General features: G+C 73.3%; 16 protein-coding genes. 12 read left to right on the forward strand and 4 right to left on the reverse strand.

The features are described from left to right. Nucleotides 1–6 precede the first annotated feature (6 nt). Complete coding sequence (locus tag IG86_RS43815) at nt 7–171, reverse strand: hypothetical protein (protein ID WP_167751189.1); 165 nt, start codon at nt 169–171, stop codon at nt 7–9. 220 nt (nt 172–391) lie between these two features. Here IG86_RS43815 and IG86_RS0136170 point away from each other — a divergent pair, with 220 nt between their 5' ends. The 4 genes from IG86_RS0136170 (at nt 392) to IG86_RS0136185 (ending at nt 4371) form a co-directional block, all read left to right on the forward strand. Then, on the forward strand, nt 392–1705 hold the full coding sequence (locus IG86_RS0136170; protein WP_045937217.1) for an NYN domain-containing protein: 1314 nt from the start codon (nt 392–394) through the stop codon (nt 1703–1705). A 28-nt stretch (nt 1706–1733) separates the two neighbouring features. Further along, nucleotides 1734–2771, forward strand: a complete 1038-nt coding sequence (locus IG86_RS0136175) for an ABC transporter ATP-binding protein (protein WP_045937216.1) — start codon at nt 1734–1736, stop codon at nt 2769–2771. Nucleotides 2772–2839: 68 nt separating this feature from the next. Continuing rightward, entirely contained in the window at nt 2840–3640 is an 801-nt protein-coding gene (locus tag IG86_RS0136180; RefSeq protein WP_385873306.1) for an ABC transporter permease, read from the forward strand. A gap of 47 nt (nt 3641–3687) precedes the next feature. Next, nucleotides 3688–4371, forward strand: a complete 684-nt coding sequence (locus IG86_RS0136185) for a hypothetical protein (protein ID WP_045937215.1) — start codon at nt 3688–3690, stop codon at nt 4369–4371. 144 nt (nt 4372–4515) lie between these two features. On the opposite strand, the gene ybaK is transcribed toward IG86_RS0136185, so the two are convergent. From ybaK to IG86_RS0136200, 3 genes are read right to left on the reverse strand one after another with little or no spacing between them, the layout of a single operon-like run. Beyond that, nucleotides 4516–5010, reverse strand: coding sequence for a Cys-tRNA(Pro) deacylase (ybaK, locus tag IG86_RS0136190; RefSeq protein WP_030824574.1), 495 nt, complete (start codon nt 5008–5010; stop codon nt 4516–4518). 23 nt (nt 5011–5033) lie between these two features. Beyond that, complete coding sequence (locus IG86_RS0136195) at nt 5034–5771, reverse strand: LON peptidase substrate-binding domain-containing protein (protein ID WP_030902530.1); 738 nt, start codon at nt 5769–5771, stop codon at nt 5034–5036. A gap of 34 nt (nt 5772–5805) precedes the next feature. After that, the gene (locus tag IG86_RS0136200; protein WP_030824578.1) at nt 5806–7404 is read right to left on the reverse strand and encodes a hypothetical protein; all 1599 of its coding nucleotides are present in this window, start codon (nt 7402–7404) and stop codon (nt 5806–5808) included. A 125-nt stretch (nt 7405–7529) separates the two neighbouring features. Here IG86_RS0136200 and hisD point away from each other — a divergent pair, with 125 nt between their 5' ends. The 8 genes from hisD to hisF are packed head-to-tail and all read left to right on the forward strand — an operon-like array spanning nt 7530 to nt 13231. After that, complete coding sequence (gene hisD, locus IG86_RS0136205) at nt 7530–8852, forward strand: histidinol dehydrogenase (RefSeq protein WP_030824580.1); 1323 nt, start codon at nt 7530–7532, stop codon at nt 8850–8852. After that, entirely contained in the window at nt 8831–9958 is a 1128-nt protein-coding gene (locus IG86_RS0136210; RefSeq protein ID WP_030824582.1) for a histidinol-phosphate transaminase, read from the forward strand. The genes hisD and IG86_RS0136210 overlap by 22 nt, the downstream gene beginning before the upstream one ends. Then, nucleotides 9955–10548 (forward strand): imidazoleglycerol-phosphate dehydratase HisB, encoded by a 594-nt coding sequence (gene hisB / locus IG86_RS0136215; protein WP_030665603.1) that lies wholly within the window; start codon nt 9955–9957, stop codon nt 10546–10548. Before IG86_RS0136210 ends, hisB begins: the two co-directional genes overlap by 4 nt. 2 nt (nt 10549–10550) lie before the next feature. After that, entirely contained in the window at nt 10551–10718 is a 168-nt protein-coding gene (locus IG86_RS43820) for a hypothetical protein (protein WP_030028108.1), read from the forward strand. Continuing rightward, nucleotides 10715–11365: an imidazole glycerol phosphate synthase subunit HisH gene (gene hisH / locus IG86_RS0136225; RefSeq protein ID WP_030665601.1), complete on the forward strand. Its 651-nt coding sequence runs from the start codon at nt 10715–10717 to the stop codon at nt 11363–11365. The genes IG86_RS43820 and hisH overlap by 4 nt, the downstream gene beginning before the upstream one ends. Then, the gene (priA, locus tag IG86_RS0136230) at nt 11365–12096 is read left to right on the forward strand and encodes a bifunctional 1-(5-phosphoribosyl)-5-((5-phosphoribosylamino)methylideneamino)imidazole-4-carboxamide isomerase/phosphoribosylanthranilate isomerase PriA (RefSeq protein WP_030665598.1); all 732 of its coding nucleotides are present in this window, start codon (nt 11365–11367) and stop codon (nt 12094–12096) included. The genes hisH and priA overlap by 1 nt, the downstream gene beginning before the upstream one ends. After that, the gene (locus IG86_RS0136235; protein WP_030824587.1) at nt 12093–12479 is read left to right on the forward strand and encodes a RidA family protein; all 387 of its coding nucleotides are present in this window, start codon (nt 12093–12095) and stop codon (nt 12477–12479) included. Before priA ends, IG86_RS0136235 begins: the two co-directional genes overlap by 4 nt. After that, entirely contained in the window at nt 12476–13231 is a 756-nt protein-coding gene (hisF, locus tag IG86_RS0136240) for an imidazole glycerol phosphate synthase subunit HisF (protein WP_030824590.1), read from the forward strand. The genes IG86_RS0136235 and hisF overlap by 4 nt, the downstream gene beginning before the upstream one ends. Nucleotides 13232–13398 lie beyond the last annotated feature (167 nt).

A 13398-nucleotide genomic window follows, 5' to 3' on the forward strand; every position in this document is an offset into this window, starting at 1 on the left:
GGGACGTCAGTTGTGGCCGAACTTCTTCTGCTTGCTCTTGTGGGCCAGGTCCATGGGACTCGGCGCCTGGGACGTCTGCTCGTGGGAGGAATCCGACGAGCGCGACATGTCCTGCCCGGACGAGCGGGTCTGCTGCTTCGCCGGCTGCTTCTGGTTCTTGTTCTTGGCCATGGTGGAGCCTCCGTGAGGGTCTAGGGGCCAGGACCGCCTTCACACTCACACAGCCCCAGAAACCGCGCATTTTGGATCATTACTGCGCGTAGCCGAGAGCCGCTGCCCGCCGCCGCGTGAGATCCGCCACGCCGATGATCGAGTTCCGGCCTTCAACACCCTTGAGGTCGGGCAGACTCGGGGAACCCCGGAAAACGACATGGGGACCCCAGGGAAGAGGGTGGAACGCGTGGACCGCTGCGTCGTCCTGGTGGACGCCGGCTACCTGCTGGGCGCCGCCGCCAGCCTTCTCGCCGGGGAGCCCTCCCGCTCCCGGATCACCGTCGACCATGCCGCCCTCATCCAGGGCCTGCGCGAGCGGGCCGAAGCCGACACCGAGCAGCCCCTGCTGCGCATCTACTGGTTCGACGGCGCACCCGACCGGGTGCCCCAGCCCGAACACCGCAGGCTGCGCGTCATGCCCCGGGTCACCGTCCGCCTCGGCGCCCTGACCCGCAGCGACGGCCGCTGGGCCCAGAAGGGCGTCGACGCCGCCATGCACGCCGAGCTCACCGAGCTCGCCCGCAACCGGGCCTGCTCCGACGTGGTCCTCGTGACCGGCGACGGCGACCTGCTGCCGGGCCTGATGTCCGCCAAGGAGCACGGCGTCGCCGTCCACCTGTGGGCCGTCCAGGCCGCCGACGGCGACTACAACCAGTCCGAGGACCTCGTCGCCGAAGCCGACGAACGCCGCGTCCTCGACCGCGCCTGGATCACCCGGGCCGTCCGCGCCAAGGACCTCGCCGGACTGTGCTCCCCGCCGCCCGTGCCCCGCCCCGACATCGCCGCCATCCTCTCGGCGCCGCTGCCCGAGGCCGCACTCGCCGAGGCCGCCCGCAACGGCGCCGCCGCCGCCGCGGACGACGACCGGGAGGGAGTCCCCGTACCGGCGCCCACCACCCCCGGCGGAAAGACCGTCCCCACGCCCAAGGACCTCGCCGGAGCCCTGCGCGCCCCCGGCGCGCACGGCGGCCCGCACGCCGTCGCGACCAGCGCGCCCGCCCCCGCCCCCGCCAGCGCCCTGCGCTGGTCCTCCGACAAGGGCTGGATCGACCGCGCCGGACCCCTCGGCGAACCCGCCGAAACCGCCTCCCTGCCCACCCTCGCCCAGCTCACCAGCGCCGAACAGCGCTGGGCCGACCGGGAGGAGGACATCACCACCGTCGGCGGCGACCCGTTCGAGGTGGGACAGGTGTTCGCCCGGCGCTGGATGGAACGGCTCCCGGAAACCGTGCACATGCAGAAACTGGCCACCATGTACCCGCGCATCCCGCACCGGATCGACGGCGAGCTGCTCCGCTACGCCGCCCGCTTCGGCCTGCTCGCGCACAAGGACGACCAGATCGACGAGCACGACCGCTACGCCATCCGCGCCGGGTTCTGGAGGGAGATCGACGTCCGCGCCGCCGCCGAGCACGTCGCGGCGGTACCGGCCGCCGCGCCCGGAACCGCACCCGCCGACCTGCCGGCCCCGCTGACCCCGGCGGCCGAGTAGGGGCGGGAACCCCGTAGGCTGCTCCCTCGTGAGTACGGGCACAGCACAGGCGCAGGACGGCACGGCGGCGGCCGCGGGAGCGGCGTCGGACGTGGTCTGCGCGGTGCGTGACCTGGTCAAGACGTATCCCGCGGTACGCGGACGGCGCGGAGCCCCCGCCCTGCCCGAGACCCGCGCCAACGACGGCGTCACCCTCGACGTCCGGCGCGGCGAGATCTTCGGCCTGCTCGGCCCCAACGGCGCCGGCAAGTCCACCCTGGTCCGCCAGCTCACCGGCCTGATGCGGCCCGACTCGGGCACCGTGACCCTCCTCGGCCACGACCTCGTACGCCACCCCGGACGGGCCTCCCGGCTGCTCGCCTACCTCGGGCAGGAGTCCACCGCCCTGGACGAGCTGACGGTGTCCCTGGCCGCCGAGACCACCGGCCGGCTGCGCGGACTCGACCTGCGCGCGGCCAGGGCGGCCCGCGACGCCGTACTGGAGGAACTCGGGCTGACCGCGATCGCCGAGCGGCCCCTGAAGAAGCTCTCCGGCGGCCAGCGGCGCCTCGCCTGCTTCGCCACCGCACTGATGGGGGAGCGGCCGGTACTGGTCCTCGACGAGCCCACCACCGGCATGGACCCCGTGGCCCGGCGGGCCGTGTGGGCGGCCGTGGACCGGCGCCGCGCGCACCACGGCGCGACCGTCCTGCTCGTCACCCACAACGTCATCGAGGCCGAGACCGTCCTCGACCGGGTCGCCGTCATCGACCAGGGCAAGGTCATCGCCTGCGACACGCCGGCCGCGCTGAAGGCACAGGTCTCCGGTGAGGTCCGGCTGGAACTGGTGTGGCGCGAAAGCGCTCCGCTGGAGGTGGCGGAGGTCGACCGGCTGCGCGCCCGGGCCGTCGAGTCGGGGCGTCGCTGGGTGCTCCGGCTGGCGCCCGACGAGGCGCGGGCGGCGGTGGCCTCCATCACCGGGGGCCCCGCCTTCGCCGCGCTCGACGACTTCACCCTGGCCACACCCAGCCTCGAAGACGTGTACCTGGCGCTCGGCGGCAGGACGAAAGGGCTGGTGAAGTCGTGAGCGACCGTTCGACGGGAGCCGTCCGGGCCGCGCTCGCGCCCGACGCCGCGGCGACACCCGAGCCGGAGGTGGCGCCGGCCGGCGCCACCGTGGGCCGCGCACCGGCGGCCCAGCCCGCGCCGCTGGCGCCCGGCGCCCGGTTCTTCCCCTCGCTGGCCGCCGTCTACCGGGCGCAGCTGTCCCGGGCGCGGGTGGCGCGGATACCGCTGCTGTTCGTGGCCACCTTCCAGTCCGTCGGGATCATGATCCTGATGCGGGGCGTCGTCGACGGGGGCTCGGAGGCCCGCGCCGTCGTCGCCGGCTCCTCGGTGCTCGTCGTCGCCTTCGTCGCGCTGAACCTGCTCGCCCAGTACTTCGGGCAGCTGCGGGCCGGCGGCGGACTGGACCACTACGCCACCCTGCCGGTGCCGCCCGCCTCGGTGGTGCTGGGCGCGGCCGCCGCGTACGCCTCCTTCACCCTGCCGGGGACGCTGGTCACCGCGGTCTTCGGATGCCTGCTCTTCGGCCTGCCGATGGGCGGCCTGTGGATCCTGGCCGCCGTCGTGCCGCTGGCCGGGGCCGCGCTGGCCGGGCTCGGCGCGGCGCTGGGGCTGCTGGCGCCGCGGCAGGAGCTGGCCACCCTCGCCGGACAGCTCGGCATGTCGGCGGCGCTGCTGCTGGGGGTGCTGCCGCCCGAGCGGATGCCGGCCCTCATCGTGTGGGCGCGGGACCTGCTGCCCTCCACGTACGGCGTGGAGGCGTTCGCGCGGACCTTCGAACCGGAGCCGGACTGGGCCGCCGTCGCCTTCGACCTCGGCGTGTGCGCGGCCGTCGGGGTCGTCTCCCTGGCCGTCGCGACCCGGGCGTACCGGCGGGCTTCGGTGCGCTGACGCGGTCCGCCGACGCCGCGGCGGGGCACACCTGGCACGATGTGGGGGTGACCGAAGCCGTGACCCCGCAGTCCCCGTTCGACCCGCCGCCGTCGCCGCCCGAGAAGCCGGGTGACACCGCCGCGGGCATCACCCCGGCGGACATCCGCGACGGGGCCGTCGTGGCCCTGGCGGTCGGGGTGGCCGGGCTGCTCCTCGGACTGCTGTGGGTGTGGCTGGCGCCCCGCGTGCAGTACGTCTCCAACGGGGAGGCGGTCTTCCTGCGCAACAGCGAGAGCGAAGCGCGGATCGCCGCCGACGGGACCTTCTTCCTGCTGTCCGTGGGGCTGGGCGTGCTCAGCGCCGTCGGCACCTTCCTGTGGCGCCGGGCGGGCGGTGTGCCGCTGGTGATCGGGCTCGCCGTCGGGTCCGGCTTCGCCGCGCTGGCGGGGTGGCGTTTCGGGCTGTGGCTCGGGTCGTCGTCGGACGTGGCCGCCGCCGCGGCCGCGGCCGGCAAGGGGGTGCCGTTCGACGCGCCGCTGGAGCTGCTGGCGCACGGGGCGCTGCTGGCCTGGCCGATGACCGCCGTACTGCTGCACCTGGGGTTCACCGCGCTGTGGACGCCGCGGGATCCGGAGCCGGACCCGCTGGCCGGGTGGAGCGGGTACTACCAGCCGGCGCCGCCGCCGGCCGAGCGGGCGCTGCCGCCGACCGACACCGGTCCGACCGCGTCGGAGGCCCCGCACGCCTGACCCCTGCGGGACGGTCGGCCACTGCCGCCGCGGCCGCGCGGAGCCCGGCCCCCGCCGGGCGCGGCCCGGACCCGGAGGGCTGGGTCGTGTCCGCGAAGGCCCGCCTGCCCGGCGGGCCGCCGACGCTACCTCGCGGACACCCCCCTAGGGGCGGGCGATCGGGGCCAGGGTGGCCGACGTGAGGGTGGTCAGGTCCGACGGGGAGAGTTCGACCTCCAGGCCGCGGCGGCCCGCCGAGCAGCAGATCGTGGGGTGCGTCGTCGCGGACTCGTCGATCACCGTGCGCAGCCGCTTGCGCTGCCCCAGCGGGGAGATGCCGCCGCGGACGTAGCCCGTGGTGCGTTCCGCCAGGGCCGGGTCGGCCATCGCCGCCCGCTTGCCGCCCACCGCCGTCGCCAGCGCCTTCAGGTCCAGCGACCCCGAGACCGGGACCACCGCCACCGTCAGGACGCCGTCCACGTCCGCCACGAGGGTCTTGAAGACCTGCGTCGGCGAGACGCCCATGGCCTCGGCGGCCTCCTCGCCGTACGAGGGGTGCGCCGGGTCGTGCTCGTACGCGTGCGTGGTGAAGGCGACCCCGGCCGCCGTCAGGGCCACGATCGCCGGGGTGCCGGCCGCCTGCTTCGTCTTCTTCGCCATCGGTCCCCCGTCGGTCGGGCTCGTCAGTTGGGGCTCGTCGGAGCCCGGGTCAGCTCCACCGCCGGCAGCGACGGCAGGTGGCGGATCACCGCGGTCTCGGTGCGCAGCAGCTTCAGCTCCTCAGCCAGCCGCGTCGCCGTGTCCGGCGCCTGCAGCAGCCGCTGCTTCGCCGGGATGTCCAGCACCGCCGCCGCGGCCACCAGGTACGACACCACCGACGGCTCGTCGGGCAGCTCCGCGCCCGTCAGGGACCGCTCGCGGGCCCCCGCCAGCCGCTTCTGGTAGTTGCGGAAGGCCCGCAGCACGCCCTCCGCGAGGACCCTGGCGCCGTCGCCCGCGTCCTCCGGGAGCTCCTCCAGCTCGGCCGTCAGGAAGGGCCCCGAGGAATCGACCGACAACAGCCGGACCCGTGTCGTACCCGTCGCGAGGACCTCGAAGCTGCCGTCCTCCCGCTCCCGGATCGTCGCCGCCTCCGCGACGCAGCCCACCCGGTGGAACGCCTGGATCGGATCCGGGCCGAAGCCCGCCGCCGGGCCCCGATCGGGCAGCGCCGTCGGGTCCGGCAGGCCGGGCGCGGTCGGGGCGACCTCCCGGCCGTCGCGGATCGCGACGACCGCGAAACGGCGCGGCTCGTCCTCACCCGTCTTCAGCAGCTCGCGCATCATGGCGCGATAACGCTCCTCGAAGACGTTCAGCGGGAGCACGAGTCCCGGGAACAGTACCGAGTTCAGCGGGAAGAGGGGCAGGCGAACGGTGGTCACGACGCACAGGGTAATCGTCCGCGGACGCGCCCCGTCACCCCCGCCGCAGCAGCCGGGAGGCCCCCGCCGCCACCGTCGTGGCCAGGATCCAGCCCATGACGACGAGACCCGCCGCCCCCCACTGCCAGCCGCCCGCCAGTTTCCACTGCCCCTGCTGGCCGAGGTCGATCACCGGGAGGAGCAGATCCAGCGCGTACAGCGGGGCGCTCCACTCCGGATGCTCGTCCTGCTTGATCGCCGGCGGGTCGAGCTGGGAGAAGAGCAGCGCCCCCGCCGCCCACAGCACCGCCATCCACAGCGCGGCCCGGCCCGGCCGGTACCCGTAGACCACCGTCCAGTCCTGCAGGTACCCCCACGCCTTCGGCCCCGGCGGCAGCGTGGCCCGGCGCCGCCGCTGCTTGGCCAGCAGCACCTCGCGCGCGTCCGCGTCCTCGCCGCTGGCCCGCAGTACGGCCGCCAGCCGCTCGTACGGCCCCGGCGAGTACTCGGGGGTGGCCGCCTCCAGCCAGGCCAGCCTGCGGGACAGGGGGAAGTGGCCGCGGGGCGCGAGGTTCTCGTACTCGAAACCCTCGATGGACACCCCGCCCGGGCCCGGCCAGCTCGTGGAGGTGTCGACGAGCTTGACCACCTTGGCCCCGGACACCACCACCCGCCCGCGCTCCGGCCCCTCCCCGACGAAGCGGAACTCCGGGGTCTGGATCCGGCGCAGGGATATCTCCTGCTCGTCCGTGAGCTGGAACCGCGCGCCGTAGAAGTCGATGGCGTCCCCGAACCGGCCGTCGTCCAGCCGCAGCCCGCCCCGGCACTCGAACGGCTGCGCCCGCTGCCCCCGCGTCGGCGTCTGTCCCAGCCCGTACGGGGGAGTGGAGGAGCTGGAGCCGCCGCGGCCGTAGTCCATGGCGATCGAGGTCAGGTACAGGGTCCGCTCCACCGTCAGCTGCGGCGCGTTCAGCGCGTGCCGCCCGGACGGATTGCGCAGCCGGGCCCCGCGCAGGTTCATCGACACGCCGACCTTCGCGCCGCGCAGGCTCACTTCCCCGTACGTCTCCAACAGCTCGCCCTGGAAGTCCTGCGCGACCGACATCCCGTCGGCGGCGATCGCCCGACCCTTGTTGTCCCGCTGCACCACCGCCTGGCTGACCAGCAGGTCCGTGCCGATCTGCGCGTCGGTCAGGCGGATCCCGCGCGCCACCCGGCAGCGCGGCACGTGCAGATCGCCCTCCGTGTGCAGCCGGGCCGCCTCCAGCCGCGGGATCGCACAGTTGACCAGGCGCAACGTGCCGAAGCGGGCCTCGGACACCTGGATCTCACTGTCGAAGCGGCAGGACTGCAGCTCCACGTACGGAGCAACCGTCCCACCGGACAGATCCAGCCGCCCGGTGATCCGTACGCCGCGCAGCTTCAGGGACGCCACCCGGCCCGGCACCGGCGGCGGCCCGTGGAGCAGCAGCAGCGCCACCACCCCGGCGCGGACGCTGCGCCCCGAACCCCAGACGTGGTCGCCGTGCGGATCGTCCACGTCGGCGGCGCGCGCACTGAGGTCACAGACGCTGCCCGTGCGGTACGCGTCCCACATGCGGCGCTCGGAGGCGCTGAGATCCGCCGGATACCCCTCCGGGCTCGCCTCGGTCACCGCGGTCCCCCTCCGCCGTCATGTACGTGTAGGCGAACGCTAACGGGCACCTGTGACGTCCGGGGCGTGTATCAGCCAGTGATACGGGCGGACGGTGGCACGAGGCGGTCTGAGAGAATTGGGAGGTGATCTCTCGTATCGACCTGCGCGGTGACGCCCTCCCCGAGGGCGGCGCCCTGCGCGACCTGCTGCCCCGTGCCGAGTTCGACGTAGAAGCTGCCCTGGAGAAGGTGCGGCCCATCTGCGAGGACGTCCATCATCGTGGCACGGCGGCGCTGATCGAGTACGCGCAGAAGTTCGACGGGGTGACGCTGGAGCAGGTCAGGGTGCCCGCCGAGGCTCTCAAGACCGCCCTCGACGAGCTCGACCCGGCCGTCCGCGCAGCCCTGGAGGAGTCGATCCGGCGCGCCCGGATCGTGCACCGCGAACAGCGCCGCACCGAGCACACCACCCAGGTGGTCCCGGGCGGCACCGTGACCGAGAAGTGGGTTCCGGTGGAGCGCGTGGGGCTGTACGCCCCGGGCGGCCGCTCGGTGTACCCGTCCTCCGTCGTCATGAACGTGGTGCCGGCCCAGGAGGCGGGCGTCGAGTCGATCGCGCTCGCGTCCCCGCCGCAGAAGGAGTTCGGGGGTCTGCCGCACCCCACGATCCTCGCCGCCTGCGCCCTGCTCGGCGTGGACGAGGTGTACGCGGCCGGCGGCGCCGTGGCCGTCGCGATGTTCGCGTACGGCACGGAGGACTGCCTGCCGGTCAACATGGTGACCGGCCCCGGCAACATCTGGGTCGCCGCCGCCAAGCGCTACTTCACCGGGAGGATCGGCATCGACACCGAGGCCGGCCCGACCGAGATCGCCGTCCTCGCGGACTCGACCGCCGACCCGGTGCACGTCGCCGCCGACCTCATCAGCCAGGCCGAGCACGACCCACTGGCCGCGGCCGTCCTCGTCACGGACTCCGCGGAGCTCGCGGACGCCGTCGAGAAGGAGCTGGAGCCGCAGGTCGCCGCGACCAAGCACGTCGAGGACCGCATCAAGCCCGCCCTCGCCGGCAAGCAGTCCGCGATCGTGCTGGTCGACAGCCTGGAGGACGGCCTCAAGGTCGTCGACGCCTACGGCGCCGAGCACCTGGAGATCCAGACCGCCGACGCCGCGGCCTGGGCCGCCCGCGTCCGCAACGCCGGCGCGATCTTCGTCGGACCGTGGGCCCCGGTCTCCCTCGGCGACTACTGCGCAGGCTCCAACCACGTGCTGCCCACCGGCGGCTGCGCCTGCCACTCCTCCGGCCTGTCCGTGCAGTCCTTCCTGCGCGGCATCCACATCGTCGACTACACCCGCGACGCCCTCGCCGAGGTCACCCACCACGTGGTGACCCTCGCCGAGGCCGAGGACCTGCCCGCCCACGGCGCCGCCCTCAAGGCACGCTTCGGATGGAAGGTCCCCAACCAGTGAGCATCGGCATCGACGACCTCCCCATCCGGGACGAACTGCGCGGCAAGAGCCCGTACGGCGCCCCGCAGCTCGACGTGCCCGTCCAGCTGAACACCAACGAGAACCCCTACGAGCTGCCCGCCGAGCTCGTCGCGCGCATCGCCGAGCGCGTCGCCGAAGCCGCCCGCACCCTCAACCGCTACCCGGACCGGGACGCGGTCGAGCTGCGCACCGAACTGGCCGCCTACCTCACCCGTACCGGCAAGCACCCGGTCGCGCGGGAGAACGTATGGGCCGCCAACGGCTCCAACGAGGTCATCCAGCAGCTGCTGCAGACCTTCGGCGGGCCCGGCCGCACCGCGATCGGCTTCGAGCCCTCGTACTCCATGCACGCGCTGATCTCCCGCGGCACCGGCACGGGCTGGATCTCCGGCCCGCGCCGCGAGGACTTCCGCCTCGACGTGGAGGCGGCGCGGCAGGCCATCGCCGAGCACGCGCCCGACGTCGTCTTCATCACCTCGCCCAACAACCCCACGGGCACCGCGGTCGACGCGGAGACCGTCCTGGCCCTCTACGAGGCGGCCCAGGCGGCCAAGCCCTCCCTCGTCATCGTCGACGAGGCCTATGTGGAGTTCAGCCACCGGGACTCGCTGCTGCCCCTCATCGAGGGCCGCCCCAACATGGTGATCTCCCGGACCATGTCCAAGGCCTTCGGCGCGGCCGGCCTGCGCCTGGGCTACCTGGCCGCACACCCCGCCGTCGTCGACGCCGTACAGCTGGTGCGCCTGCCGTACCACCTGTCCGCCGTCACCCAGGCCACGGCACTCGCCGCCCTGGAGCACACCGACACCCTGCTCGGCTACGTCGAGCAGCTCAAGGCCGAGCGGGACCGCCTCGTCACCGAACTGCGCGCCATCGGCTACGAGGTCACCGAGTCCGACGCGAACTTCATCCAGTTCGGGAAGTTCGAGGACTCGCACACCGCCTGGCAGAAGATCCTCGACCACGGGGTCCTGGTCCGGGACAACGGCGTACCCGGCCGGCTGCGGGTCACCGCCGGCACCCCGGCAGAGAACGACGCGTTCCTGGAAGCGGTTCGCGCACTGAAGAAGGAGCAGCACGCATGAGCCGCATCGGACGGGTCGAACGGACCACCAAGGAGACCTCCGTCGTCGTCGAGATAAACCTCGACGGAACCGGCCGGGTCGACGTCTCGACGGGCGTGGGCTTCTACGACCACATGCTCGACCAGCTCGGCCGCCACGGCCTCTTCGACCTCACCGTCAAGACCGACGGCGACCTGCACATCGACTCCCACCACACCATCGAGGACACCGCCCTCGCGCTCGGTGCCGCCTTCAAGCAGGCCCTCGGCGACAAGGTGGGCATCTACCGCTTCGGCAACTGCACCGTGCCGCTCGACGAGTCCCTCGCCCAGGTGACCGTCGACCTGTCCGGCCGCCCCTACCTCGTGCACACCGAGCCCGAGAACATGGCGCCCATGATCGGCTCCTACGACACGACGATGACCCGGCACATCCTGGAGTCCTTCGTCGCGCAGGCCCAGATCGCCCTGCACGTCCACGTCCCGTACGGCCGCAACGCCCACCACATCGTGGAATGCCAGTTCAAGGCCCTCGCCCGCGCGCTGCGCTACGCCGCCGAGTTCGACCCGCGCGCCGCCGGCATCCTGCCCTCCACGAAGGGCGCCCTCTAGCAGTGAACGGGCTGAACACCATCCTGATCGTCCTCGGCCTGTTCCTGGCCGGGGGCGTCTACTCCTTCCAGAAGCAGCAGATGCCCAAATCGGTCGTGGTCCTGCTCGCCATCGCCTCCGCGATGTGCCTGGCGGCCGGAGTCCTGCGGATCCAAGGAATCTGGGAATGAGCACAGCACGCCCCACCAAGAAGGTCGTCGTCCTCGACTACGGCTTCGGCAACGTCCGCTCCGCCGAACGCGCCCTCGCCCGCGTCGGCGCGGACGTCGAGATCACCCGCGACTACGACAAGGCCATGGACGCCGACGGACTCCTCGTCCCCGGCGTCGGCGCCTTCTCCGCCTGCATGCAGGGCCTCAAGGACGTCCGCGGCGACTGGATCATCGGCCGCCGCCTCTCCGGCGGCCGCCCGGTCATGGGCATCTGCGTCGGCATGCAGATCCTCTTCGAGCGCGGCATCGAGCACGGCGTGGAGACCGAAGGACTCGACGAGTGGCCCGGCACGGTCGGCCCGCTCAAGGCCCCGATCGTCCCCCACATGGGCTGGAACACCGTCGAGGCCCCCGCCGACAGCCAGGCCTTCGCCGGACTGGACGCCGACGCCCGGTTCTACTTCGTGCACTCCTACGCGGCCCGCGACTGGAGCCTGGAAGTCACCAACCCGCTGATCCGCGCCCCCAAGGTCACCTGGGCCACCCACGGCGAGCGCTTCGTCGCGGCGGTGGAGAACGGGGCCCTGTGGGCCACCCAGTTCCACCCCGAGAAGTCCGGCGACGCCGGCGCCCAGCTCCTCACCAACTGGATCGAGACCCTCTGATGACCGCACCCACGCTCGAACTCCTCCCCGCGGTCGACGTGCGCGACGGCCAGGCCGTCCGCCTCGTCCACGGCGTCTCCGGCAGCGAGACCTCCTACGGCTCCCCGCTGCAGGCGGCCCTCGCCTGGCAGGCCGCCGGCGCCGAATGGCTCCACCTGGTCGACCTGGACGCCGCCTTCGGCACCGGCGACAACCGTGCCCTGGTCGCCGAGATCACCCGCGCCATGGACATCAAGGTCGAGCTGTCCGGCGGCATCCGCGACGACGCCTCGCTCGCCGCGGCCCTCGCCACCGGCTGCACCCGCGTCAACCTCGGCACCGCCGCCCTGGAGACCCCCGAGTGGGCCGCCAAGGCCATCGCCGAGCACGGCGACAGGATCGCCATCGGCCTCGACGTACGCGGCACCACCCTCAAGGGCCGCGGCTGGACCAGCGAGGGCGGCGACCTCTACGAGACCCTCGCCCGCCTCGACTCCGAGGGCTGCGCCCGCTACGTCGTCACCGACATCGGCAAGGACGGCACGCTGACCGGCCCCAACCTGGAGCTGCTGAAGAACGTCTGCGCCGCCACCGACCGCCCCGTCGTCGCCTCCGGCGGCATCTCCTCGCTCGACGACCTGCGGGCCCTGTCCGACCTGGTCCCGCTGGGCGTCGAGGGCGCGATCGTCGGCAAGGCCCTGTACGCCAAGGCCTTCACCCTGGAAGAAGCCCTGAAGGTGGTCTCCGCATGAGCTCCGACGCCGTACGCCGCATCTCCTCCGGCGGCCCCTACGAGGACGTCATCGCCTACTCCCGCGCCGTGCAGCTCCCGAACGGGCTCGTGCTCGTCTCCGGCTGCACCGCCGCCGACGCGGGCGGCCCGTACGACCAGACCGTCGCCGCCTTCGGCGTCGCCTTCAAGGCCCTCGCCCAGGCCGGCCTCGGCCCTGAGGACGTCGTGCGCACCCGCATGTACCTGACGCACGCCCGCGACGTGGACGACGTGGGCCGCGCCCACAAGGAACTCTTCGACGCGGTCCGCCCGGCCGCGACGATGCTCATCGTCTCCGGCTTCGTCGACCCGTCGATGGTCGTCGAGGTGGAGGTCGAGGCGTACAAGGCGGTGCCCGCATGAGCCTCGCCGTACGCGTGATCCCCTGCCTGGACGTGGACAACGGCCGGGTCGTCAAGGGCGTCAACTTCCAGAACCTGCGCGACGCGGGCGACCCGGTGGAGATGGCCAAGCTGTACGACGCCGAAGGCGCCGACGAGCTGACCTTCCTCGACATCACCGCGTCCTCCGGGAACCGCGAGACCACCTACGACGTGGTGCGGCGCACCGCCGAGCAGGTCTTCATCCCGCTGACCGTCGGCGGCGGCGTCCGCACGGCCGACGACGTCGACAAGCTGCTGCGCGCGGGAGCGGACAAGGTGGGCGTGAACACGGCCGCCATCGCCCGCCCCGAGCTGATCCAGGAGATCGCGGAGCGCTTCGGCCGGCAGGTCCTCGTCCTGTCCGTGGACGCACGGCGCACGGAGACGGGCTCCTTCGAGGTCACCACGCACGGCGGCCGCCGGGGCACCGGCATCGACGCCGTCGAGTGGGCCCACCGGGCCGCGGAGCTGGGCGCCGGGGAGATCCTGCTGAACTCGATGGACGCCGACGGCACGAAGGACGGCTACGACACGGAGATGATCGCGGCGGTGCGCAAGCACGTCACGGTGCCCGTGATCGCCTCGGGCGGCGCGGGCCGCCTGGCCGATTTCGCCCCGGCGATCGAGGCGGGTGCGGATGCGGTGCTGGCGGCGTCGGTGTTCCACTTCGGCGATCTCCGCATCGCCGAAGTGAAGTCGGCCCTCCGCGAAGCGGGCCACCCGGTCCGCTGACCCTCGCCTCCGGCCCGTGCCGTTCCCGGCTGCGGGCCGGTGGCCGCGCCTCAAGCGCCGGCGGGGCTGGGTTCGGCCGCCCGGTCGGGGTCGGGACAGGGGGGTGGGGGTGCGGGGCCGCCGGGGGGTGTCTCCTCGGCTCGCGCGGGACCGTCCTTCTCGGCTGT

This window comes from Streptomyces virginiae (assembly GCF_000720455.1).
GTDB lineage: Bacteria > Actinomycetota > Actinomycetes > Streptomycetales > Streptomycetaceae > Streptomyces > Streptomyces virginiae.